The 22,671-nt window shown below is 70.2% G+C and carries 23 protein-coding genes; 15 read left to right on the top strand and 8 right to left on the bottom strand.

Features of this window, described 5'->3' with window-relative positions:
- Positions 1-40 precede the first annotated feature (40 nt).
- Positions 41-1,585 carry a radical SAM protein gene (locus D7Y21_RS12290; RefSeq protein ID WP_121713305.1) on the top strand — a complete coding sequence of 515 codons (1,545 nt, stop codon included), beginning with the start codon at positions 41-43 and terminating at the stop codon, positions 1,583-1,585.
- Positions 1,586-1,683: 98 nt separating this feature from the next.
- Positions 1,684-2,622 carry a hypothetical protein gene (locus D7Y21_RS12285; RefSeq protein ID WP_199724597.1) on the top strand — a complete coding sequence of 313 codons (939 nt, stop codon included), beginning with the start codon at positions 1,684-1,686 and terminating at the stop codon, positions 2,620-2,622.
- Between the two features lie 11 nt (positions 2,623-2,633).
- Here the strand turns inward: D7Y21_RS12285 and D7Y21_RS12280 are convergent, their stop codons facing one another.
- Both D7Y21_RS12280 and D7Y21_RS12275 read right to left on the bottom strand, forming a co-directional pair.
- Entirely contained in the window at positions 2,634-3,248 is a 615-nt protein-coding gene (locus tag D7Y21_RS12280; RefSeq protein WP_233612072.1) for a hypothetical protein, read from the bottom strand.
- Between the two features lie 26 nt (positions 3,249-3,274).
- Positions 3,275-3,850 carry a DUF4920 domain-containing protein gene (locus tag D7Y21_RS12275; RefSeq protein WP_199735413.1) on the bottom strand — a complete coding sequence of 192 codons (576 nt, stop codon included), beginning with the start codon at positions 3,848-3,850 and terminating at the stop codon, positions 3,275-3,277.
- An 89-nt stretch (positions 3,851-3,939) separates the two neighbouring features.
- On the opposite strand from D7Y21_RS12275, the gene D7Y21_RS12270 reads away from it, so the two are divergent.
- On the top strand, positions 3,940-4,371 hold the full coding sequence (locus D7Y21_RS12270) for a DUF2752 domain-containing protein (RefSeq protein ID WP_121713298.1): 432 nt from the start codon (positions 3,940-3,942) through the stop codon (positions 4,369-4,371).
- Between the two features lie 23 nt (positions 4,372-4,394).
- A complete protein-coding gene (gene plsY / locus D7Y21_RS12265; protein WP_121713296.1) occupies positions 4,395-4,973 on the top strand; it encodes a glycerol-3-phosphate 1-O-acyltransferase PlsY in 579 nt (192 codons plus the stop codon).
- On the opposite strand, the gene D7Y21_RS12260 is transcribed toward plsY, so the two are convergent.
- The 3 genes from D7Y21_RS12260 to D7Y21_RS12250 form a co-directional block, all read right to left on the bottom strand.
- Positions 4,899-6,128, bottom strand: coding sequence for a class I SAM-dependent RNA methyltransferase (locus D7Y21_RS12260; RefSeq protein ID WP_120566608.1), 1,230 nt, complete (start codon positions 6,126-6,128; stop codon positions 4,899-4,901). The two genes, plsY and D7Y21_RS12260, sit on opposite strands and share 75 nt — an antisense overlap.
- A 42-nt stretch (positions 6,129-6,170) precedes the next feature.
- A complete protein-coding gene (locus tag D7Y21_RS12255; RefSeq protein WP_120566609.1) occupies positions 6,171-6,455 on the bottom strand; it encodes an antibiotic biosynthesis monooxygenase in 285 nt (94 codons plus the stop codon).
- Between the two features lie 120 nt (positions 6,456-6,575).
- Positions 6,576-9,662: a DNA translocase FtsK 4TM domain-containing protein gene (locus D7Y21_RS12250; RefSeq protein ID WP_199735412.1), complete on the bottom strand. Its 3,087-nt coding sequence runs from the start codon at positions 9,660-9,662 to the stop codon at positions 6,576-6,578.
- 202 nt (positions 9,663-9,864) lie between these two features.
- Between D7Y21_RS12250 and D7Y21_RS12245 the strand changes: the two genes are divergently transcribed.
- The 5 genes from D7Y21_RS12245 to D7Y21_RS12225 are packed head-to-tail and all read left to right on the top strand — an operon-like array spanning position 9,865 to position 13,810.
- Positions 9,865-10,200 (top strand): zf-TFIIB domain-containing protein, encoded by a 336-nt coding sequence (locus D7Y21_RS12245; RefSeq protein ID WP_120566611.1) that lies wholly within the window; start codon positions 9,865-9,867, stop codon positions 10,198-10,200.
- 27 nt (positions 10,201-10,227) lie between these two features.
- Positions 10,228-10,515: an Asp-tRNA(Asn)/Glu-tRNA(Gln) amidotransferase subunit GatC gene (gene gatC / locus D7Y21_RS12240; protein WP_014394213.1), complete on the top strand. Its 288-nt coding sequence runs from the start codon at positions 10,228-10,230 to the stop codon at positions 10,513-10,515.
- A 6-nt stretch (positions 10,516-10,521) separates the two neighbouring features.
- On the top strand, positions 10,522-11,985 hold the full coding sequence (gatA, locus tag D7Y21_RS12235; protein WP_121713292.1) for an Asp-tRNA(Asn)/Glu-tRNA(Gln) amidotransferase subunit GatA: 1,464 nt from the start codon (positions 10,522-10,524) through the stop codon (positions 11,983-11,985).
- Between the two features lie 27 nt (positions 11,986-12,012).
- Positions 12,013-13,458 (top strand): Asp-tRNA(Asn)/Glu-tRNA(Gln) amidotransferase subunit GatB, encoded by a 1,446-nt coding sequence (gatB, locus tag D7Y21_RS12230; protein ID WP_121713290.1) that lies wholly within the window; start codon positions 12,013-12,015, stop codon positions 13,456-13,458.
- A 7-nt stretch (positions 13,459-13,465) separates the two neighbouring features.
- A complete protein-coding gene (locus tag D7Y21_RS12225) occupies positions 13,466-13,810 on the top strand; it encodes a hypothetical protein (protein ID WP_121713288.1) in 345 nt (114 codons plus the stop codon).
- Here the strand turns inward: D7Y21_RS12225 and D7Y21_RS12220 are convergent.
- Positions 13,794-14,831: a carbon-nitrogen hydrolase family protein gene (locus D7Y21_RS12220; protein WP_121713286.1), complete on the bottom strand. Its 1,038-nt coding sequence runs from the start codon at positions 14,829-14,831 to the stop codon at positions 13,794-13,796. The genes D7Y21_RS12225 and D7Y21_RS12220 overlap by 17 nt on opposite strands.
- Before the next feature lie 109 nt (positions 14,832-14,940).
- Between D7Y21_RS12220 and D7Y21_RS12215 the strand changes: the two genes are divergently transcribed.
- Complete coding sequence (locus tag D7Y21_RS12215) at positions 14,941-15,870, top strand: hypothetical protein (protein WP_147469261.1); 930 nt, start codon at positions 14,941-14,943, stop codon at positions 15,868-15,870.
- Here the strand turns inward: D7Y21_RS12215 and D7Y21_RS12210 are convergent.
- Positions 15,863-16,825 (bottom strand): isopenicillin N synthase family oxygenase, encoded by a 963-nt coding sequence (locus D7Y21_RS12210; RefSeq protein ID WP_120566617.1) that lies wholly within the window; start codon positions 16,823-16,825, stop codon positions 15,863-15,865. The genes D7Y21_RS12215 and D7Y21_RS12210 overlap by 8 nt on opposite strands.
- Positions 16,826-17,000: 175 nt before the next feature.
- Between D7Y21_RS12210 and D7Y21_RS12205 the strand changes: the two genes are divergently transcribed.
- Positions 17,001-19,040 (top strand): protein kinase, encoded by a 2,040-nt coding sequence (locus D7Y21_RS12205; RefSeq protein ID WP_121713282.1) that lies wholly within the window; start codon positions 17,001-17,003, stop codon positions 19,038-19,040.
- A 28-nt stretch (positions 19,041-19,068) separates the two neighbouring features.
- Here D7Y21_RS12205 and D7Y21_RS12200 read toward each other — a convergent pair whose 3' ends face one another.
- Positions 19,069-19,458 carry a hypothetical protein gene (locus tag D7Y21_RS12200; protein ID WP_120566619.1) on the bottom strand — a complete coding sequence of 130 codons (390 nt, stop codon included), beginning with the start codon at positions 19,456-19,458 and terminating at the stop codon, positions 19,069-19,071.
- 273 nt (positions 19,459-19,731) lie between these two features.
- Between D7Y21_RS12200 and rplU the strand changes: the two genes are divergently transcribed.
- From rplU to D7Y21_RS12180, 4 genes are all read left to right on the top strand, one after another.
- A complete protein-coding gene (gene rplU, locus D7Y21_RS12195) occupies positions 19,732-20,040 on the top strand; it encodes a 50S ribosomal protein L21 (RefSeq protein WP_120566620.1) in 309 nt (102 codons plus the stop codon).
- Between the two features lie 46 nt (positions 20,041-20,086).
- Positions 20,087-20,362: a 50S ribosomal protein L27 gene (rpmA, locus tag D7Y21_RS12190; protein ID WP_014394223.1), complete on the top strand. Its 276-nt coding sequence runs from the start codon at positions 20,087-20,089 to the stop codon at positions 20,360-20,362.
- 128 nt (positions 20,363-20,490) lie between these two features.
- A complete protein-coding gene (obgE, locus tag D7Y21_RS12185; RefSeq protein ID WP_121713280.1) occupies positions 20,491-21,837 on the top strand; it encodes a GTPase ObgE in 1,347 nt (448 codons plus the stop codon).
- Positions 21,838-21,841: 4 nt separating this feature from the next.
- Complete coding sequence (locus D7Y21_RS12180; RefSeq protein WP_120559478.1) at positions 21,842-22,522, top strand: RNA methyltransferase; 681 nt, start codon at positions 21,842-21,844, stop codon at positions 22,520-22,522.
- Positions 22,523-22,671: the final 149 nt, after the last annotated feature.

Raw genomic sequence — 22,671 nt, 5'->3', positions numbered from 1 at the left:
GCGCTGTTGTTAGGTGTCTGGAATCCACGTTGGGAGGACCATGGAGGGCCGTTACGAACTCATCGAGCACGTCTGCTCACTGCTGGCGGACGAGGCGGGAACGCTCCGCAAGGAGGCGCCCTACCGGGTCGCGCTCTGCTACCCGAGCCCCTACCACGTGGGCATGAGCTCGCTGGGCTACCAGGCCATCTACCGGGAGGTGCATGAGCACGCGGGCGCGACCGCCGAGCGTGTCTTCCTTCCCGATGATGTCGAGACATACAAGAGAACCAGGACGCCATTGTTTACCTGGGAATCCCAGGCACCCGTGTCTAGCTTTGAAATGCTTGCCTTTTCAGTTGCCTATGAATTGGAGCTTTCAGGTTTGTTCACGATGTTGGATTTGTCTGGTTTGCCGGTTCTTTCATCGGAACGGGATGCCAGACATCCGCTGGTGGTGGCGGGCGGCCCGCTGACGTTCTCCAACCCGGATCCGCTGGAGCCCTTCGTGGACGTGCTCGTCCAGGGGGAGGCGGAGGATTTGATCCACGTGCTGCTGGAGGCCGCGGCCTCCATGGAGCGCGAGGCGCTGCTGGATCACCTGGCGAAGGTCCCCGGCTTCCGGGTGCCCGGGCGGGGTGGGGCGCGCTACCACGTGGCGAAGGCGACGGACGCCCGGCTGCCGGCGCGCACGCAGATCATCACGCCCCACACGGAGCTCCGGTCGATGTTCCTCATCGAGCCGGAGCGGGGCTGCTCCCGTGGCTGCCACTACTGCGTCATGCGCCGCACCACGAATGGCGGCATGCGCACGGTGCCGCCGGAGCGCATCCTGTCGCTCATCCCGGACCATGCGAAGCGCGTGGGCCTGGTGGGCGCGGCGGTGACGGACCACCCGCGCATCGTGGAGCTCCTGCGCACCCTCGTGGACTCGGGGCGCGAGGTGGGCGTTTCCTCGCTGCGGGCGGACCGGCTCACGCAGGAGCTGGTGGATCAGCTCCGGCGGGGTGGGGCGACGAACCTCACGGTGGCCGCGGATGGGGCGTCCCAGAAGATGCGGGACCTGGTGGACCGCAAGCACTCCGAGGAACAGATTGTCCGCGCGGCCCGGTTCGCGCGCACGGCGGGCATGAAGCAGCTCAAGGTCTACAACGTGGTGGGCCTGCCCCATGAAGAGGACGCGGACATCGACGAGCTGATCCGCTTCACCACGGAGCTGTCGCGCATCCTTCCGGTGGCGCTGGGGGTTGCGCCCTTCGTGGCCAAGCGCAACACGCCGCTGGACGGGGCTCCCTTCGCGGGCCTGCGGGAAGTGGAGAACAAGCTGGAGCGGCTGCGCAAGGGCCTGCGAGGGAGGGCGGAGGTGAGGCCCACGTCCGCGCGCTGGGCCTGGGTGGAGTACATGCTGGCCCAGTGCGGTCCGGAGGCGGGGCTCGCGGCCATGGACGCCTGGCGCGCGGGGGGCAGCTTCGCCGCGTGGAAGCGGGCCTTCCAGGAGCGCGGGTGCGAGCCGTACATGGCCCGCCGGGTGGAGGACGGGCGGCGCCAGCCCACGGTGTGGCCCATCGTGCCGGGCCGCCCGCCGCCCCAGCCGTCCGCCGCCTGACGGGGCCCGCAAAGGCCGTATTCGCCGGGCTCCGCTTTCGCTAGAAGATGGTCAGCGGGGCCGATGGCCGGCACTCGCATGGCCTCGGAGCGCATCTGGTGAGCACGCAGCGCGTGGAAAAGTCGTGGCAGAAGACGGGCCTCAAGGACTACTCGACGGAGGCCCTGCTGAGCACGCTGGGGCACTACGGCATCCCGGTGGGAGAAGAGGACTACCGCAAGCTGGCGGAGTCCGCCTATCCGCTCGGCATCGCCCAGCAGTGGGCGGCGAAGTGGAAGGGCACCGGCCCCTTCAAGGACTACGTCGTGGCCGCGGCCGTGGAGCTGTGGCGCCGGTGGATGCCGGACCGCGTGTCCCCGCAGGAGTTCACCACGGCCCTGGCGACGCTGATGCAGGTGCTCGTGCACAAGCTCAACGGCGCGAAGGAGGCCCCGGTGGCCTCCTCCTTCGAGCACGTGAAGGCGCTGCGCTCGAAGCTGGCGGTGGATGACAAGGGCGCGCTGCCCCAGCCGTTCCTCCAGGAGGCGCTGGCGCCCTTCTCGGAGAAGGACGCGGAGCTGTTCGACAGCCTGGCGGAGTCGCTGGCCGCGCAGGGCCACCTGGACGACGCCTCGGCGTTCGCCGAGGTGGAGGAGTTCCTGCTGCCCGACCGGCGCGGCATCTCCCAGGCGGTGGTGCGCGCCGCGAAGGGCGAGCGCGAGCCCGCCATCCAGGACCTCAAGAACCTCATCCACGACACGGCGCGCGCGCCCATCTCGCGCCTGCTGGCGGTGGACGGCCTCATCCACCTGCAGGCGTGGATCGACGCGTCCGTCGAGGGCCGCGGCCTGCTGGCGGAGGCGGAGAAGGCCAACGACATCCACCTGGCGCTGGACCTGGTGCCCCGCCTGGAGCACGTCTTCAAGCAGCAGAACGACCGGTCCGCGCTCCTGGAGCTGATGGGCACGCAGGAGCGGCTGGAGGCCCTGCACGACAAGATGCACCCGGGCCACCGGGCGCACCGGCACCAGCACGCGCAGCCGCAGCGTCGCCGCTAGTCGGCCGAGCTTCAGGTCCCCGTGCGCCGGGGGCTCCGGGCTTCCGGGGCCTCGGGCGCTTGGGGTTCGCTGGCCGCCGCGGGCGTCGCGCCTTCCGCGTCCGGCGTGCCGGGCTTCACGCCAGGCTTCTCTGTCGCCGCGCGCTTGAGCTTCACGGTGACGACGCCGGGCACGCCTTCCGCCACGTCCCGCACGGGCACGACCGCGCCCACGGTGGTGTACCGGATGGCGCCCGTCTGGGTGAAGGCGTGCTTGAGGGCGTACTCGCGGGCGCGGGGGAGGAACCACTCGCGCACCCGGGGCAGGGGCAGGGCGTGCAGCTCGCCCTGCGTGAGGAACACGTACAGCATCAGGTCCGCGCCGCTGTAGAGGAAGCAGCCCGGCGTGTCCTTCTCCAGGTTGGAGATGAGCTCGAAGAAGTAGCGGCGCCGGGTGGCCTGGCGGTCGCCCTTCACTTCAATGCCGCGCACCTCTCCGGAGGGCAGCTCCCAGAGCAGGTCCACGCCCCGGTGCTGGAAGCGCGGATCCAACTGCACGTCGTGCACGCGCGACCCGGGCTCCGTCTCCAGGAGCCACGCGCGGGCGTGCTGCACGGCCCGGTCGGCCGCGCCCTGCACGCCCCGCATGCTGAAACTGCGGCCTCCCATCGCGGCTAGCGGCGCAGCTCGACGCCGGAGGCCACGAGCTGAATCTCGCGGGGCTTGCCGTCGGTGCCGCGCGGGACGATGGCGCCCTCGGCCTCGTAGTGCTTCGCGTGGGCGTCGCTCAGCTCCGCGACCTTCACCACGCCCTCCACGCGCGCCTGCGAGCCCGCCGAGTCCAGCGGGACGAAAAAGCCGTAGTCCTTGAACGTCACGCGCACGCCGGGGCTCTTGGCGTCCTGGGCCAGCTCCATCCAGCAGCCCTTCTTCTCACACGCCTTTCGCACCTGGCCCTCCACGCGCACGACCTTGCCGTCGTGGGCCTGGGGCTTCGCGAGCAGCTCTGACAGCTTCACCGTCTTCTCACCCTTGAGGGGCTCGCCGCGGGTGAGCGTCCAGTCGCCAGGGTTCGCGGCCTTGGCGGCCTCGGGCGTCTTCGCGTCGGCGGGGTGGTGGCAGTCGCTCGCCGCGGCTTCGGCCTTGGACGCTTCCGCGGCCTTGGCTGCGGGCTTGGGCGTCTTGTCCGCCGCGAGGGCCACGAGGGGAGCGGCGACCAGCATCACGAGGGCGGTGCGGAGCATGTGCATGCCCGTTCGCTTAGCCCAGGTTTCCGGGGCCCGGCAAGGCACCCCTTCCATCCTCGCGACTTGTCCCGCACACTCGGCGCGAGGTGCGCATGAAGGTCACCATCCCCGCCCCCAACCGCCGGTTGGGCACATTCGAATGGCTCGGGCTCGTCGGGCTCGGGGGGCTGCTCGTGGGGCGTTACGTCCCCGTGGCCCGCATCATCCCGTTCTGGGGCTGTGTGCTGCGCGAGCACACGGGCTGGCCCTGCCTGGGCTGTGGGCTCACCCGCGTGGCGGACCGCGTCGCGCACTTCAACATCCCGGGGGCGTGGGAGGCCAACCCCCTGGGCACCGTGTGCGCGCTCTTGTTCGCGCTGGCCGCGGTGGCGACGGTGCTGCACTTCCTCTTCGCGATGCCCATCCCGGAGGTGGAGCTGGAGGAGCGCGAGTGGCGGTGGGTGCGCATCGCGTTCCCGCTGGTGTTGCTGGTCAATTACGCCTACGTCGTGGTGCACACCCGTTTCCCGCACCTGCTGTCCTGAAGGGCGGGACCCTGTCCTCTTCCGTGCTCTCCGCCTTCCTCCTGCTGGGCTACCTCTGCGGCTCCGTCCCCTTCGGCGTGCTGCTGACGCGGTGGCTGCGCGGAGTGGACGTGCGCGCCAGCGGCAGCGGCAACATCGGCGCCACCAACGTCACGCGCGTCGCCGGCAAGAAGCTGGGCGCGGTGGTGCTGCTGCTGGACGCGCTCAAGGCCGTGCTGCCCGTGGCGCTGGCCGTGCACTACCTGCCCGGGGACACGAAGGCGCACGCGCTGGTGGGGCTGTCCGCGGTGCTGGGGCACGTGTACCCGGTGTGGCTCAAGCTCCAGGGCGGCAAGGGCGTGGCGTCCGCGCTGGGCGTGCTGGTGGTACTGGTGCCCAAGGCGGCGCTCGCGGGGGCCATCATCTACGGGCTGGTGGTGGCCCGCTGGCGCGTGAGCTCCGTGGGCTCGCTGGCCGCGGCGGTGGTCGCCATCGCCACCGCGTTCCTCACCGCGCCCGCCCGCGAGTACGTGCTGCTCACCGCGGGCCTATTCGTCCTGATGCTCTGGACCCACCGGAGCAACCTCCAGCGACTCGCCCGCCGCACCGAGCACCGGCTTTGAGCCGGGAGGCAGCGGCGGGGCGCGGTAGCCCAGCAGCGTGCAGGGGATGGGGCCGTTCCACACGTCGCGCCGGGCCATGGGGCGCGCGTGGAAGGCGCTCTCGAAGGCGGGGTTGCCGGACAGCACCCAGACGCGCCAGCCCGGCAGCGCGCGCAAGCTGTCACCCAGCTTGAAGTAGAAGGTCTTCATGCCCTTCTGGCCGCCGGAGCCGAGCCGGTCTCCATAAGGCGGGTTGGTGAGGACGAGCCCGCCGCCCTCGGGCAGGGGCGGGAGCTTCGTCGCGTCGCCCTCCGCGAGCTGGATTTCCTCGCCCATCCGCGCCGCCTTCACGTTGCGGTCCGCGGCCTCCAGGGCCTCGTCGCTCTTGTCGAAGCCGAGGATGGGGACCTCCACCTTGCGCTCGTTGCGCCGCGCGTCCGCGCGCAGGTCCGCGAGCAGCTCCTTCGCGCGCGCGCCCAGGTGCGGCCAGCGCTCCACCGCGAAGCCCCGGTTGATGCCCGGGGCGCGCTTGCGCGCGATGAGGCCGCCCTCGATGACGATGGTGCCCGAGCCGCACATGGGGTCCACCAGCGCCTCCGTGCCGGTGTAGCCCGCCGCGCGCAGGAGGGCCGCGGCCAGGTTCTCCTTCAGGGGCGCGGGGGTGGGGCGCACGCGGTAGCCGCGCCGGTGCAGCGGGTCTCCGCACAGGTCCAGGGAGAGGGACAGCTTCTCCTTCACCAGGTGCGCCACCACGGACACGTCCGGGTTGCGGGTGTCCACGTCCGGCCGCGAGCCCAGCTTGTCGCGCAGGCGGTCCACGATGGCGTCCTTCACCTTCAGGGCCACGAAGCCGGAGTGCGCGTGCTCGGTGTCCTTCAGGTTCGCGTCCACGGCGAACGTCACGTTCGTGGTGAGGTGCTCCTCCCACGGCACGCTGGCGACGGCGTCGTAGAGCCCCTGGGCACCATGCGCTTCGAACTCGCCCAGTGGATAGAGCACGCGCATGCCGATGCGGGACCAGAGGCAGACGTTGAGGGCCTCGTCGAGCGAGGCCATGAAGCGCACGCCGCCGCGGTCCTGGCGGATGCGCTTCGCGCCAAGCTCCTTCAGCTCCTCGGCGAGCAGGTCCTCGGTGCCACGCGCGGCGGTGACGAATAGGGCAAGACGTTCAGCCATGGTGCACCGCCCTTAGACGACCCGGGGCCGATTGGGAACTGCTCAGGTGGCCACGACCTCGTACATCGTGAAACTGGCGTCCTCCTGGGACGCGCTGGCCCCCTTCGCCCGCTGGAAGTCCTCGGACTGGAAGTAGGCCCGCATGGCGTCCCGGTCCTTCCAGCGCGTGACGAGCAGGATTTCAGGCGAGCGCTCGAACGAACGCAGCACCTCCAGGCCCAGGAATCCCGCGTAGCCGTCCACGCGCCGCGAGCGCTCCTGGAGCCGGTGGACCCAGCCGTCGGCCTCTTCGGGGGACGCGCGGAAGCGGGAGATGGCGACGATCATTCGGCCGTCCAAGGGAAAGTAGAGCGGGGGCGCCCGGAAGCTCTTTCCGTGGCGCCCCCGAGGGGAAAACCGCCGGGGGACGAATGTCCGTTCCCCTGGCTGTGAGGCGGTGGCGACGGGCTACATCGCCCCGGCGCCGGGCATGTCGCCCAGGCCGCGCAGCAGCACCTCGCGGGGCTTGGCGCCGTCCGCGGGGCCCACCACGCCGTCGCGCTCCATGCGTTCAATCATGCGCGCCGCGCGGTTGTAGCCGATGCGCATCTTGCGCTGGAGCATGGAGATGGAGACGGAGCGCATCTCGCTGACCGCCGCGAGCGCCTGGTCGTAGAGCTCGTCGGACAGCTCGTCCTCCTCGCCACCGCCGCCCTCGTTGTCCTCGTCGCGCGGCTTGAGGATGGACTCGTCGAAGACGGGCTTGCCCTGGGCCTTGAGGTGGTCCACCGCCTTCTTGATCTCCTGCTCGGAGACGTAGGCGCCGTGTACGCGCTGCAGGTGGGCGCTCGTGGGCGGCATGATGAGCATGTCGCCCATGCCCAGCAGGGCCTCCGCGCCCACCGTACCCAGAATCGTCATCGAGTCCGGCTTCGAGCGCAGCATGAAGCTGATGCGCGTGGGGAAGTTGGCCTTGATGATGCCCGTGACGACGTCCGTGGACGGACGCTGGGTCGCGACCATCAGGTGGATGCCGGCCGCGCGCGCCATCTGCGCGAGGCGCGCCACGTAGGTCTCCACCTCGCGGCTGGCGACCATCATCAGGTCCGCGAGCTCGTCGATGATGACCACGATGTAGGGCAGCTTCTTGAGCTCCTTCTTCTCCGGGGAAGCGGCCTCCGCCGGCGTGGACTCCTCGCCGTCCTCCTCGAACTCCGCGTCCTCCTCGCCGTCGGCCTCCAGGGTGGGAGCGGGCTCGGAGACGATGGCCTCACGCAGGTCTTCGTCGTCCTCGCGCGGCATGGCCACGCCCAGCCCGTCGCTGGCGGAAGCGGGGGCGGGCACGGTGCTGCCCTCCACGTCCACGACGAACATCTTCTTGGGCTTGGTCTTCTTCTTCGCGGCGGGGGCAGGGGCGGGCTTCTCCTCCGACGCCTGCGTCTCCACCAGCTTGTTGAAGCCGGCGATGTTGCGCACGCCCGCCTCGGACAGCATCTGGTAGCGGCGCTCCATCTCCTCCACCGCCCAGCGCAGCGCGAGCGCGGCCTTCTTGGGGTCGGTGACGACGGGGAGCAGCAGGTGCGGGATGCCCTCGTAGACGGAGAGTTCCAGCATCTTCGGGTCCACCATGATGAAGCGGACCTCCTCGGGCGTGGCCTTGAGGAGGATGCTCATGATCATCGAGTTCACCGCCACGGACTTGCCGGAGCCGGTGGTACCCGCGATGAGCAGGTGGGGGGCCTTCACCAGGTCGAAGACGTACGGCATGCCTTCGATGTCCTTGCCCACGCACATGGTGAGCTTGCTGCCGCTCTTCTGGAACGTGTCCTGCTCCGCGATCTCCTTGAGGAACACCGTCTCGCGGTCGCGGTTGGGGACCTCGATGCCGACCACGCCCTTGCCGGGGATGGGGGCGACGATGCGCACGCGCATGGCCTCCATGGCCATGGCCAGGTCGTCCTGGAGCGCGGCGATCTTGCTGACCTTGATGCCGGGCCCGGGCAGGAACTCGTACATGGTGACGACTGGGCCGGGGCGGATCTCCACGACCTCGCCCACGATGCCGAAGTCCGCCAGCTTCGCGCGCAGCTTCTCCGCCGTGACGAGGAACGCGTCCTTGTCCAGCGCGGAGCGCTCCTTCTTGTCCGCCTCCAGCACGTCCAGCGGCGGCAGCGAGAAGCTCTTGCGGTCACCCACGAACTCGAACTGGTCCTGCGGCCGCTTCATGGCGGTGGGCTTGGGCGGCGCCTTGGGCTCCACGATGAGCGGCATGCGCGCCAGCGCCGCGGGAGGCGCGGGGATGAGGGCGTTGCCCGGCGCGGCGGCGGCCGGCTTCTCCGCGGCCACGGGCTTCGCGGCGGGCTCGGCGGCCGGAGGCGTGAGCGACGCGGCGGGCACCGGCGGCGTGGACGGCGCGGAGGGCGGGGTGACGATCTGCGGCGTCTTGCGAGCGCGGCGCGGCGGCTCTCCACCGTCCGCGTTGGCGGGCAGCTGCGGCTGGGGCGCGAGGAATGACGCGGCCCAGGCGGGGTCGGCGCCCGGGGAGCGGCGCTCGGCGCGCTCGGGCGGCAGCGAGGGCTGCTCGTCGGAGGCGTCGTCGTTCTCCTCGTCCTCGGACGGCTCCTCGCGGGCGAGCTTCTTCTCCAGCTTCTCGCGCTCCTTCTGCTCCTTGAGCGCCTTCTTCGCGTTGGCGAGCTGCTCCTTCTCGTTCTGCCGGGCCAGGCGCACGGCTTCTTCCGCCAGGGACTCGGCCTCGGCGGCCTCGGCCTCGGCGGCAATGCGCTCGGCCTCGGACAGCTCCTCCTCCTCGGCCTCCAGCTCCGCGAGGAACGCGGCCTCCTCTTCCTTCTCCTGCGCGAGCCGCTCCTGGCGGGCCGCGTAGTTGACCTTCTGCTGCTCCCAGAAGACGTGCGCGTTCTCGGAGATGCGGCGGCCCAGGACGGTGAGGCCGGCCCACACCAGCGAGCACAGCTTGAAGAACGTGTACTGGGTGCCCACGATGAGCGCCGCCGCGCTGATGGCGGTGACGAGGATGATGGTGCCGACGGTGGAGAACATCCCCTCCATCAGGCCGCCCAGGCTTGCGCCCAGCGCGCCGCCGGGCGGGTGGGCCCAGCCCTTGTCCTTGGCGAACATGAGCTGCGCGAGCACGGACACGCTGCAGGTGAGCAGCGCCAGGGAGATGATCTGCGGCAGGCGGCGCCGGTCGCGGTTGCCCACGAAGAGCACCACGGCGGTGTAGATGCCACCCGCGGGGATGAGGTAGGCGCACACGCCCAGCGCGCCGCGCAGGGTCTCCGCGATGAGGTGGCCCATGGGGCCCACCGCGTTGTGGAAGCCGGGCCCCACCCGGTCATGCGCGTCGAACGTGGCGACCGCCAGCAAGGCCAGCAACGAGGCGGCCAGGATGAAGACGCCGATGAGCGCCCGCTTGGCGGGGCTCGCCGCGCCCGGGGCCTTCATCTTCTTGTTGTTGAGCGCCTTGCGGCGCGTCGCGATCTCCTGCCGGGAGAGCACCGCCTTCTCCGCCCGGCCACCCTTCTTTGCCGCTGTCATGGACCCCTGTTCCCTCTGCCCGATTCCAGCCGCGTAGCGAGCTGTAGCAATCCGCCCGGCGAGAATAGGGAGGGAGGGGGCGGGGTCAATTTTCCGGCAGGCGTCCAAGGGGGCCCGGAGGAGGCGGAAGCAGGGCCTACATTTCGGGCGCGTCCCCGCGGCGAGAGGGTATGGTGCCTGCCGCCAAGGAGAACCCGAGACCATGTCCGACCTGAGCCCCGACAAGCCCTCCCACAACGAAGACGACTACTTCGCGCGCGAGGAGATTGAAGCCAAGCGCAAGCTGGCCCTCGAGCAGTCCAAGGAGATGGCCGCCCAGCAGCGCGAGTCGCTCAAGCAGCTGCACTACATGAAGTGTCCCAAGTGCGGCATGGACCTGCAGACGCTGAAGCAGGGCGACGTGGAGCTGGAGAGCTGCTTCAACTGCCACGGCGTCTGGCTGGACGCGGGCGAGCTGGAGCAGGTCATCAAGCAGCACGGCCACGAGGGCAGCGGCAAGGTGATGGGCGCCATCCTCAACCTGTTCAAGCGCTCGTAGTATCGCAAGTCCGGAGGAGGCTTCCCCATGGCCCTCACGCTCGAGCAGGTCCGGCACGTGGCCACCCTGGCGCGGCTGTCGCTGACGCCGCAGGAGGAGGAGCGCTACGCCACCCAGCTGTCCGCGGTCCTGGACGCGGTGGCGGAGCTGGAAGCGCTCGACGTGAGCCAGGTGGAGCCCACCTCCCACGCGACGCTCGCGTCCTCGCTCTTGCGCGAGGACGTGCTGCGTCCGTCACTGCCCCCCGAAGCAGGGCTCGCCAACGCGCCGGCGAAGGTGGGCAGTGCCTTCGCGGTCCCGAAGATTCTGGAGTAGCCCGCCATGTCGTCGCTGACCGACCTGTCGATGCTGGAGCTGGCGGCGAAGCTGGCTTCGCGCGAGGTGTCCTCCGTGGAGGCCACCCAGGCGAGCCTCCAGCGCATCGCCCAGGTGGACCCGAAGGTGCGCGCCTTCCTGCGCGTGGACGAGGCCGGGGCGCTGAGGGCCGCCGAGGCCAGTGACGCGCGCCGCAAGGCGGGCAGCCCGCTGAGCGCGCTGGACGGCGTGCCCGTGGGCCTCAAGGACATCTTCCTCACGGAGGGCGTGGAGACCACCTGCGCCTCGCGCGTCCTGGAGGGCTTCGTCCCGCCCTACGACGCCACCGTGGTGCGCCTGCTGAAAGAGGCGGGCCTGCCGCTCGTGGGCAAGCTGAACATGGACGAGTTCGCCATGGGCTCGTCCAACGAGTCGAGCGCGTACTTCCCCACCCACAACCCGTGGGACCTGACGCGCACGCCGGGCGGTTCGTCCGGTGGCTCGGCGGCGGCGGTGGCGGCGCGCGAGGTGTTCGGCGCGCTGGGCACCGACACGGGCGGCTCCATCCGCCAGCCCGCGGCGCTCACCAACACCGTGGGGCTCAAGCCCACGTACGGCAGGGTGTCGCGCTACGGCGTCATCGCCTTCGCCTCGTCGTTGGATCAGCCGGGCCCCATGGCGCGCACGGTGGGGGACACCGCGGCGCTCTTCCAGCTCATCGCGCGGCATGATCCGCTCGACTCGACCTCCGCGGACGTGGAGACGCCGGACTGCCTCACGGGGCTGGAGGACGGCGTGCGCGGCCTCAAGCTGGGCGTGCCTCGCGAGTACTTCGCGGAGGGCATGGACCCGGAGGTGGCGGGCACGCTGCGCGCGTCGCTGGAGGAGCTGGAGAAGCTGGGCGCGACGCTGGTGGACGTGTCGCTGCCGCACACGAAGTACGCGCTGGCGACGTACTACCTGCTGGCGTCGTCCGAGGCGTCCAGCAACCTGGCCCGCTACGACGGCATCCGCTACGGGCAGCGGGCGAAGGACGCGCGCGGGCTCAAGGAGCTGTACACGCAGACGCGTGGGCAGGGCTTCGGCGCGGAGGTGAAGCGCCGCATCATGCTGGGCACCTACGCGCTGTCCGCCGGCTACTACGACGCGTACTACCTGCGCGCGCAGAAGGTCCGCACGCTCATCCGCGAGGACTTCACGAAGGTGTTCCAGCAGGTGGACGCCATCGTGTCACCCACGTCGCCGGTGCCGGCGTTCAAGCTGGGCGCGAAGGTGGACGACCCGCTGTCCATGTACCTGATGGACGTCTACACGCTGCCGTGCAACCTGGCGGGACTGCCCGGCCTGTCCGTGCCGTGCGGCTTCACGCAGGCGGGGCTGCCCATCGGCATGCAGCTCTTGGGGCGCCCCTTCGACGAGGCCCGCCTGCTCCGCATCGCCCGCGCGTTCGAGCGCGAGCACGACTTCTTCCGCCGCGCCGCCCCCGTCTAGCGGGCGCGACACAAGGGTGACACCGCCATGCCCCTGAGCGACTTCCAGACGGTCATCGGCCTCGAGGTCCACGCGCAGCTGCTCACGCAGTCGAAGATCTTCTGCGGCTGCTCCACTGCCTTCGGCGCCGAGCCGAACCACCACACCTGCCCGGTGTGCCTGGGCATGCCCGGCGTGCTGCCTGTGCTCAACCAGCGCGTGGTGGAGTACGCGGTGCGTACGGGCCTGGCGCTCGGGTGCACGGTGAAGCCCACGAGCGTGTGGAGCCGGAAGAACTACTTCTATCCGGACCTGCCCAAGGGCTATCAGATTACCCAGTACGACCAGCCCATCTGCGAGTGGGGCGAGCTGGTCATCGACACGCCCTCCGGGGAGAAGACGGTGCGCGTGCGGCGCATCCACCTGGAGGAGGACGCGGGCAAGAGCGTGCACGACGCGACCGCGTCCGCGGGGCAGAGCCTGGTGGACCTGAACCGCGCGGGCGTGCCGCTGATGGAGATCGTCAGCGAGCCGGACCTGCGTGATGCCGACGAGGCGGTGGAGTACCTCAAGGTGCTGCGCGACGTGCTGGTGTACCTGGGCGTCAACGACGGCAACCTGGAGGAGGGCAGCTTCCGCTGCGACGCCAACGTGTCGGTGATGCCCAAGGGCTCCACCACGTACGGGCAGCGCTGCGAGTTGAAGAACCTCAACTCGTTCCGCTTCCTCAAGCAGGCCATCGAGTACGAGGCCGCGCGGCAGGTGGACGTCATCGAGTCCGGCGGCAAGGTGGACCAGGAGACGCGCCTCTGGGACGTGAACAAGGGCATCACCCGGTCCATGCGCTCCAAGGAGGACGCGCACGACTACCGCTACTTCCCGGAGCCGGACCTGCCGCCGCTCCTCGTGTCGGACGCGCTGAGGGACTCGCAGCGGCAGTCGCTGCCGGAGCTGCCGCGCGCGAAGCGCACGCGCTTCATGGGCGAGTACGGCCTGCCGGCCTACGACGCGCGCATCCTCACCGCCGAGCGCCCGCTGGCGGACTTCTTCGAGGCCTGCGCGAAGCACGTCTCCGACGCGAAGAAGCTCTCCAACTGGTTCCTGGGTGAGCTGAGCCGCCTGCTCAAGGAGGAGGGCACGCCCATCTCCGCGCTGCGCTTCACCCCGGCGCAGCTGGGTGAGTTGCTGGCCACGGTGGAGAAGGGCACGGTGTCCGCGAACGCGGCGAAGGACGTGCTCGGGGAGATGTTCCGCACGGGCCGCCCGCCCGCGGACATCATCGCGGAGAAGGGGCTCGCGCAGGTCAGCGACGTGGGCGCCGTGGAGGCGGTGGTGGACGACATCCTCGCGAAGAACGCGGGCGAGGTGGAGAAGTACAAGGCCGGCAAGAAGAGCGTGTACGGCTTCTTCGTGGGCCAGGTGATGAAGGCCATGAAGGGCAAGGGCAACCCCGGCCTCGTCAACGAGCTGCTCAAGAAGAAGCTGGGCGAGTAGGGCGCTCGTGGCCCGGCTCCTGACGGTGAACGGTGTCTCGTACCGCTGGAGCCTTCGGGGGCGGCGGGACGCACCGGAGGGAACGGGCTGGCGGCTGCTCACGGTCGTGTGGGCCGAGGCCACCCGGCAGGCGTTGCACGTCCGTGTCCGCCACGATGATCCGTGGCTCCACGTCGACGACGGCGACATGACCGGACTCGTGACTCGCGACGTGGGCCCCGACCTGGTGGCGCGGGTCATCGTGATGGCGTGGGACCTGGGATGGAAGCCGGAGGATCGCGGCCCCACGCTCAAGTTCGTCCTGGAGGATGACGCGCGGCTCGTTCCCGCGGCGCCTACCGGGGAACAGTGACGTGGAGCACGTCCTCGCCGCGTGGATCCGCGGACTGGGCGAGCACGTGCACGTCGTCCGGCCCCCGGCGCTCCAGGATGAGCGAGGGCGCCTCGAAGGTGTTGTCGAAGAAGCCACCGGTGAGCTGCGGGTTCACCGCGTAGCGCACGCGCTTCAGGGTGCGCAGCTGCGTGAAGAGTCCCTCGTTGAACCACTGCTCGCGGCGCAGTTGTGTCTCGCCGGGCGCGTTGAAGGCCCAGGGGGCGTCCCAGCTCCAGGCGTTGGCGGAGGGCTGCGCGAGCACCTCCACGCCCAGCGCGTCCAGGTACTGCGCGCAGGGCACGAAATAGGGCTCGCCGGACGTGTGGGGTTCGCGGAAGCCGTCGTAGCAGACGAGCGTCCCCAGCTTCCCGAACGGCGTGTCCAGCACGGGCAGGTCCTCCGGGCGGCCCGGGCTCAGGTGCAGCACGTCCTCCTGCGTGGGCACCAGGTTCACCTTTCGCGTGACGGCCACGCAGTGCCCGTCCGGTGAGAACGTGTAGCTGGTGTTGAAGGTGCGCGCGCCCGCGGGCTCGTACTCGGGGGTGTCCGGGCCCAGGCGGTTCGTGGGCAGCAGCGCGCTGCCGGCCACCACCCACAGGCCGAAGTCGCGCGCGATGCCGGAGAAGGTCTCGTACATGGCGCGGTGCACGCGGGGCGCAACCGTGGCGTAGAGGCATTCCTCCAGCGTCGGTGGATGAAAGGCGCTCCACGTGCGGAGCATGCCCAGCCACTCCGCGAGCGCCACGCGCGTCATGGCCCCGTTCGTCGTCTTGCGGCGGCGCACGCGCGACAGGTGCCCCATCAGTCCCAGCGCCGCGCCCACCATCTCCGGCCAGACGACGAGCGCGGGGTTCAACGGCCGGCCCGAGGCGTCCCGGGGACGCAGCGCGTCCGCCCGTGCAGCGAGCGCCCGATGGTGCGAGGCGAACGTCTCCTGCGAGGCATAGTCGTCGAGCGTGACGCGCGGCTGGATGGCGAACAGGTCGAGGGAGGGGGGCACGGTGCCGCGAGGATGGCACCCACCCCCATGCCGCGCGAGCCTCGCGGCGATGGACCGTCAGGTTCCGGGAGTGCCCCCGTCGAGGCCGTGCCCGGAGGCAGTGATGCGCATGAAGAGGACACTCCACGTCGAGGTGCACCCGTTCGTCGACGCGGCGGAGGCGCTCGCGGGACGGAAGGTGAAGGGCCGGGGCGTGGCACCCGACAACACCGTGTGGTGGCTCGCGGACGCGGGAGGCGAGGGCGACGAGGTCCTCCACTTCGCGGATGCGTGGGACTTCTGGGAGCGGTTCACGCTGCCTCGCGGTGCACCGGACTTCGACTTCGTCCAGCCGCTTCCCGATGGCGCGGTGCTGCTCGTGAACGGGCGTTGCCGTTACCGTTCGGAGACGGGATACGAGCGCAACGCCCACGTCTACTCGCCGGAAGGCACGTTGCTGCGGGAGCTGACCCTGGGGGACGGCATCGAGGACGTGCAGACGACGTCCGATGGACAGGTCTGGGTCAGCTACTTCGACCAAGGCGTCATCGGCAGCCTGACCAGGGGCGGCGGGTCGTCCATCGGCGCCAAGGGCCTGGAGCGCTTCGATGCGCTGGGGCAGCGGCAGGAGAGCGGTGTGTCGATGGCGCTCGGCCTGGGGCAGTACATCCTGGACTGCTACGCGCTCAACGTCGCTTCGGAGCGGGAGACCTGGTTCTACAGCTACACGGACTTCCCGCTCGTGCGCATGCGGCCCGGACAGCCCTCCACGGTCTGGACCTCCCCGGTGCATGGCGCGCGCGCCATCGCCGTCAACGACACGCACGTGCTGTTCGGCGGGAGTTACGACGACAAGCCGCTGCTCCAGCTCTACCGGCTGTACTACCGGGGCGAACAGCGCCTGGCTCCGCTGACCCATGTCGTCCTCACGGACGAGACGGGCCGTGCGTGGCAGCCCTCGTGGCTCAAGGGCCGGGGACCCTGGCTCCACGGTGCGGAAGGGACTCGCCACTTCCGCGTGCACATGGATGAGCTGCTCGCCCTCGCCGCTGCTACTTGAGGAAGCCCAGCTCGCGCAGGCGCTGCTTGAGGAACGCGTCCGCGGTGATGGGCGGGTGGCGCGCGGGGTTGTCCGGCGTCTCCGTCTGCGGCAGCGGCTTCAGGATGCAGTCGGAGAACGGGTGCACGAAGAAGGGCATCGAGTAGCGCACGGTGTCCTGCTCCGTGCTGGGCGGGTTCACCACCCGGTGCGTCGTGGACGGGATGACGCCGTTCATCACCCGGCTCAGCATGTCGCCGGAGTCCACGACAATCTGGCCGCGCAGCGTGTCCACCGGAATCCATTCGCCGTCGCGCGTGAGCAGCTCCAGGCCGCCGGCCGTGCCCTCGCACAGGAGCGTGATGAAGTTGATGTCCTCGTGCTCCGCGGCGCGCACCGCGCCCGGGATGAAGCGGTCCTTCAGCGGCGGGTAGTGGATGAGCCGCAGCACGGAGTTGCCGTCCACCGTCATGTCGCTGAACGTGTTGCGCGCGATGCCCAGGTAGTCCGCCAGCGCCTGGAGCATCACCGTCGCCGCGTCGTCCAGCTCCCGGTAGAGCGTAAGCGTGTGCTCACGGAAGGTGGGCACCTCCTCCGGCCAGACGTTGGGGCCATAGTCGTCGCGGTACGGGTGGCCCACGGGCAGCTCGCGCCCCACGTGCCAGAACTCCTTCAGGTCCCCCACCTTGCGGTTCTTCGCGTGCTCCTGGCCGAACGCCATGAAGCCCCGCTGCCCCGGACGCTCCGGCACCGCGTAGCGCGTCTTGGTGGACTCCGGCAGCTGGAAGAAGCGCTCCACGTCCGCGTACGTGCGGCGGATGAGCGCGTCCTCGACGCCGTGGCCTTCCACGGTCACGAAGCCGAACTCCTTGAGCGCGTCGCCAAACACCTGGACGAAGCGGGCCCGCTCCTCGGGAGTGCCGGAGCGGTAGTGGGACAGGTTCACGGTGGGGATGCGTCGGGCCGAGCGGGACATGCGCGCATCCTAGCCGCGTGACACCTTCCTGACACGTCGCAGTCCGCCGCCCAACCGTCACCCCGGCCCACGGGCGGGGGCCCTCCTCACTTTGAGACACCCACCCTTGGCGGCAGTGGATGCCGGGCTTCCGGGATGTGCAGATTGGGCAGGGAATAGGCCAGGGGGGCGCGGTATGGCCGAAGTCGCGAGGAACGAGCGCACGTGCTCAGCGTGCGGGCGGGGACATGGCGAGGGGACGTCGTGCGACACGCTTGTCCGGGAGGCGGGGGGCGGCCCGGGCAAGGCCGTGGAGCCGCCGGCCGCCGTGGCCGCGGCGGAGGAGGTGGACCCGCTGGTGGGCACCCAGATGGGCAGCTTCCGGCTGGTGCGCCGGGTGGGCCGGGGAGGCATGGGGTCCGTCTACCTGGCCGAGCACGTGTCCATTGGCAGCCGCGTGGCGGTGAAGGTGCTGCACGAACACCTGACGCGCTACCCGGAGCTGGTGCAGCGCTTCCACGCCGAGGCCCGGGCGGTGAACCTCATCGGGCACGAGAACATCGTCAGCATCTTCGACCTCAACGCCACGGCGCCCCGGCCGTACCTCATCATGGAGTTCCTGGAGGGGGCGCCGCTGTCGGCGTGGGTGGGGACGCCCCTGTCAGCCGGGGCGGTGGTGCCCATGCTGATGCAGGTGTGTGATGCGCTGCATGCGGCGCACGGGCGGGGCATCGTCCACCGCGACCTGAAGCCGGACAACATCTTCCTGGTGAAGCGCGGGCGGGGGATGCCGTTCGTGAAGGTGCTCGACTTCGGCATCGCGAAGCTGGTGGACGCGAGCATGCCGGAGACGGTGGCGGGCATCATCGTGGGCACGCCGGAGTACATGGCCCCGGAGCAGTCCCTGAGCCGGCGCCTGGACGGCCGCGCGGACCTGTACGCGGTGGGCGTCATCGCCTACCAGCTGCTCACCGGGCGGCTGCCCTTCCCCGACGAGGGGCTCACCGCCCAGCTCGTGGCGCACCAGACGCGCACGCCCCCGGCCCCGCGCTCCATCTGCCCTTCGGTGCCGCCCGCGCTGGAGGCGGTGGTGCTGCGCGCGCTGGCGAAGACGCCGGAGGAGCGCTTCCCCCACGCGCTCGCCCTGCGGGCCGCGTTGGAGCAGGCCCTCGCCACGCGGCCCCCGTCGCCGCGCGCGGCCGTGGGCGCTCCCCGTCCCGTGCAGGCAGGGGCCTCTCCGGGGACTCCCGTCACCGGGCCCCGGCGCACCCCGCCGCTGGCTCCGCCGGGCGCGTCCGGGGGGAAGACGCTCCCGGTGCCCGTGCAGGTGGTGCTGCAGCCGGGCGCGCAGCCCCGGGCCTTCACGGGGTCGGACCTGTCGCGCGGCGGCGTGTTCCTGCACGCGACGGGGGAGCTGCCCCCGCTGTTCGCCCAGGTCCAGGTGGTGCTGCCGCTGTCCACGGGGCCGCTTTCGGTTACATGCGAGGTGGTGCGCCACGTCTCGCCCGAGCAGGCCCAGGCCTGGAGCATGCGCCCGGGGTTCGGCGTGCAGTTCGTCGCGCCGTCCGCCGCGCTGAAGTCCCGCGTGGAGCAGCACCTCGCGAGCGCCACGGCCTCTCCGCCCCCCGCGTCCCGGGAGCTTCCCGACGACGCCGAGGCCGAGCGCGTCCTGGCGATGTGGCGCGGACAGCTGGCGGGGGAGGGCACGCACTATGCGGTGCTGGGGCTCTCACAGGACGTGGAGCTGGAGTCCGCGCGGGAGCGGGCGCGCGAGCTGTGGGGCGCCCTGTCCGCGCTGCGGCAGCGGCCCCTGTCGCGCGGGCAGCGCTCGCGCCTGGAGTCCATGCTGATCCGCGTGAGGGACGCAGGCGACACCCTGGGGGTGCCGCTGCGCCGGGCCCGCTACGACGCCCGGCTGGGCAATGCCCGGGGCGTGGCGCGGTGCCTGGAGGCGGGCCTCACCGCGGTCCAGACGGATGCCCTGCGTCGCGAGTACCTGGCGGAGCAGCCCCGGGCGGTGGGCACCGCGCGGGTGCACTTCCTCACCGGCAACGCGCTGGAGCGCGACGGCCAGCTCCAGCGGGCCCTGGAGTCCTACGAGCGGGGCTTGGAGCTGGACCCGCTGGAATGGGAGTACCACCAGCGCCGCCGGGTGGTGGACCGGGCGCTGGGCGCGCGCCTGCCGGGATCCCGAAATGAAAGAGCCCGATTCCCTGGGGAGGGAACCGGGCCCTGATGCAGCGGCGGGAGCCGCTGGCGGACGATTACTCCTCGCCGATGCTGATGCCGACGCCCGCGGAGCAGGACGCGCTCACGCCGGTGGCCTTGCTGTAGCAGCTGAGGAACGCGAGGCTGAAGGCCGCCTGCTCGGACTGGGACTTATCGGAGCAGCTCTTGAGGCTGTCCACGCAGTCCAGGGCCGCGTCCAGCTTGTCCTTGTCGGAGTCGTTGCAGCTCTCCAGGCCATCCTTACAGGCCTTGGTCTCGGCCTCGGTCGGCTCCTCGGGGGTGCTGTTGCTGTCGAAACCACACTCCTCGAACTTGGAGGCCAGGTCCTTGGCGAGGTCCTCGGTGCGATCGCAGTAGTCGCCGCCGCCGCAGGCGGTGAGCGTGAGCGAAGCCATGGCCGCCAGACCGAACAGGATCTTCTTCATGATGGTTCTCCCCCTCAGGGATGAGGTACAAGTGGAATGCAAACGGCGCGTATCCTAGCGAGCGCCCGATTGCGGTCCAGTGGACCTTATTCCGGGAATTCTATTCAAAAGCAAATAGGGAGGCTGGGAGCGGGCTGATCCGCCAACTGCCTTGACTCCCCCCCGGGATTCTCGTAAGTCCCGCCGTCTTTTAGCGCGCCGGCCGGTCTTCCGTCCGAAATGCGCGTTGGATTCCATGGGTTGAACCAACCCGAAGCTGACAGGGGTTCGACGATGTACGCAGTCATTCGCACGGGCGGAAAGCAGTACCGCGTCGCCGAGGGCGACGTTGTCCGGATCGAGAAGATCGCCGGTGACATCGGCGCTGAGGTCTCGTTCACCGAGGTTCTTCTGCTGGGTGGCTCTGAGAGCCCGAAGGTGGGACAGCCGACGGTGGCGGGCGCGAAGGTCGTGGGCAAGGTGCTGGCGCAGGACAAGCACCGCCGCGTCCTGCACTTCCGGAAGGAGAAGGAAGGCTGGACCCGTCGCCGTGGCCACCGCCAGTCGTACACCGAGGTGAAGGTCACCTCGATCTCCGGCTAGTCGCCTTTCCGGGCATTCCCCACACGAACTTCAAGGAGCAGGTGTCATGGCCCATAAAAAAGGTCAGGGTTCTTCGCGCAACGGGCGTGATTCCAACCCGCAGTACCGTGGCGTGAAGGTGTACGGTGGTGAGACGATCACGGCGGGCAGCATCCTCGTGCGCCAGGTCGGTACGGTCATCCACCCGGGCACGAACGTGAAGCTCGGTCGCGACTTCACCCTCTTCTCGACGGTGGACGGCGTGGTGAAGTACGAGCGCCTCGGCCGCGACAAGAAGAAGGTGTCCGTGTACCCGGCCGCCGCCGAGCAGGCGAGCGCCTAGTCAGTGGCCCTGGGGCGACCCGGGGCACGGCTTACCGAGCGGGTCGTTCCCGGTCCTTCCGTTCCCGTTGGGAGCGGGTGGATGCGAGGACGGCCCGCTTTGTGTTTTTCCAGGAGGGCGTTCGCCCCATGAAGTTCGTCGACGAAGTACGCATCTACGTGAAGGCAGGAGACGGCGGGAACGGCGCCGTGGCCTTCCGGCGTGAGAAGTTCATCGAGCGCGGCGGCCCCAACGGCGGGGACGGCGGCAATGGCGGCTCCGTGGTGTTCGTGTCGAACCCGCAGCTGACCACGCTCCTGGACTACCGCTACCAGCAGCACCACCGTGCCAAGAACGGCGAGCACGGCATGGGCAGCGACTGCAACGGCCATGGCGCCGAGGACATGGTGCTCCAGGTGCCGGTGGGCACGCTGATCCGCAACGAGCAGACGGGCGAGCTGCTGGTGGACCTGAGCGACCCGGGCCAGCAGTTCGTGGCGGCCAAGGGCGGCCGGGGCGGCCTGGGCAACATGAACTTCGCCACCTCCACGCGCCAGACGCCGCGCTTCGCGCAGGACGGCGGAAAGGGTGAGGAGATCACCCTGCGGCTGGAGCTGAAGCTGCTGGCGGACGTGGGCCTCCTGGGCTTCCCCAACGCGGGCAAGAGCACGTTCATCTCGCGGGTGAGCCGGGCGCGGCCGAAGGTGGCGGACTACCCGTTCACCACGCTGGTGCCGAACCTGGGCATGGTCCAGTACAAGGACAACCTGTCCTTCGTGATGGCGGACATCCCCGGCATCATCGAGGGCGCCAGCGAGGGCGTGGGCCTGGGCCACCAGTTCCTGCGCCACGTGGAGCGCTGCAAGGTGCTGGTGCACCTCATCGACATGGGCGCCGAGGGCGAGGGCCGCAAGCCGCTGGACGACTTCAACATCCTCAACGCGGAGTTGAAGAAGTACAGCGCGGAGCTGGCCAGCAAGCCGCAGGTGGTGGCCGCCAACAAGCAGGACCTGACGGAGGGGCGCGACCGCCTGGGGCCCTTCACGGAGGCGCTGCGCCGCCGGGGCATCCGCGTGTACCCGGTGTCCTGCGCCACGGGCGAGGGCATGCAGCCGCTGATGGACGCGGTGGCGGAGGTGCTCTTCACCGGCCGCACCGACAAGATCCACGTCGAGATGCCGACGAAGAGGTCCGCCTCCAAGGCTCCGGCGAAGGCTCCGGCCAAGAAGGCGGGTGCCAAGGCCACGGTGAAGAAGGCTCCGGCGAAGAAGGCCGCGAAGCAGGCGGCGCGCAAGGGGGCGGCGAAGAAGGCTCCTGCCAAGAAGGCCGCCGCGAAGAAGGCTCCGGCGAAGAAGGCCGCCGCGAAGAAGACCTCGCGCAAGCCGTTGGCGAAGAAGGCCGTCCGCAAGGCGCCGGTGAAGAAGGCGGTGCGCAAACCCGTGGCGAAGAAGGCCGCCCGGAAGGCCCCGGCGAAGAAGTCCGGCGGGAGGCGCTGATCCGATGGCTGGTGGAGGCCCCCGCTACGAGAAGTTCGAGCGCGACGTCGTCGAGCCGGAGCAGTTCCTGCTCGACGTGCGGAAGGAGAAGATCGACCGCGTCGTCAGCCAGCGCACGCGCAACTTCGTGGTGGTGCTCGACCGGCTGGAGGACAACTTCAACATGGCCGCGGTGCTGCGCACCTGCGAGTCCATGGGCGTGCAGGAGGTGCACGTCGTCGTCAACCCGGAAGCGCCCTTCATCCCCAACCTTCGGGTGGCCCAGGGCTGCGACAAGTGGTTGGACGTGCACCTCTACAAGACGTTCGCGGAGTGCCGCGAACACCTGAAGGGGCGGGGCTTCAGCCTCTACGCGTCGGCGCTGCGCGAGGGGGCCACCAACCTCTACAGCCTGCGCTTCGACACGAAGTTCGCCATGGTGTTCGGGAACGAGCGCTACGGCGTGAGCGACGACGTGCTCACCGGGGTGGACGGCACCTTCTGGGTGCCCATGAAGGGCTTCAGCCAGAGCCTGAACATCTCCGCCGCGGCGTCCGCCAGCATCACCCGGGCGATCGCCTGGCGGGACGAGCACCTGGGGAGCTCCGGGGACCTGTCCCCCGAGGAGGCCCAGGAGCTGCGGGAGCGCTTCTACCTGCTGGGCGTGAAGCAGCGGAAGCGTCTGGTCAAAGCCACACAGCGGTGAATGCCGGTCCCCCGGGGCCCGTCCGGATGCGGTAGATGGACCCTGCGGGCGCCCCGGGTGCCCGCTCCGGAGGCGCACGCCATGTTGCTGGAATCCCTGCTCTTCACGCTCCTCACGCAGGCCCCCACCACCGCCGCCCCCACCGCGCC

The sequence above is a fragment of the Corallococcus sp. AB045 genome (assembly GCF_003668895.1).
In the GTDB taxonomy this organism is placed as follows: domain Bacteria; phylum Myxococcota; class Myxococcia; order Myxococcales; family Myxococcaceae; genus Corallococcus; species Corallococcus coralloides.
The sequence above is the reverse complement of the archived record's forward strand: the minus strand, read 5'-3'. Positions and strand labels throughout refer to the sequence as shown.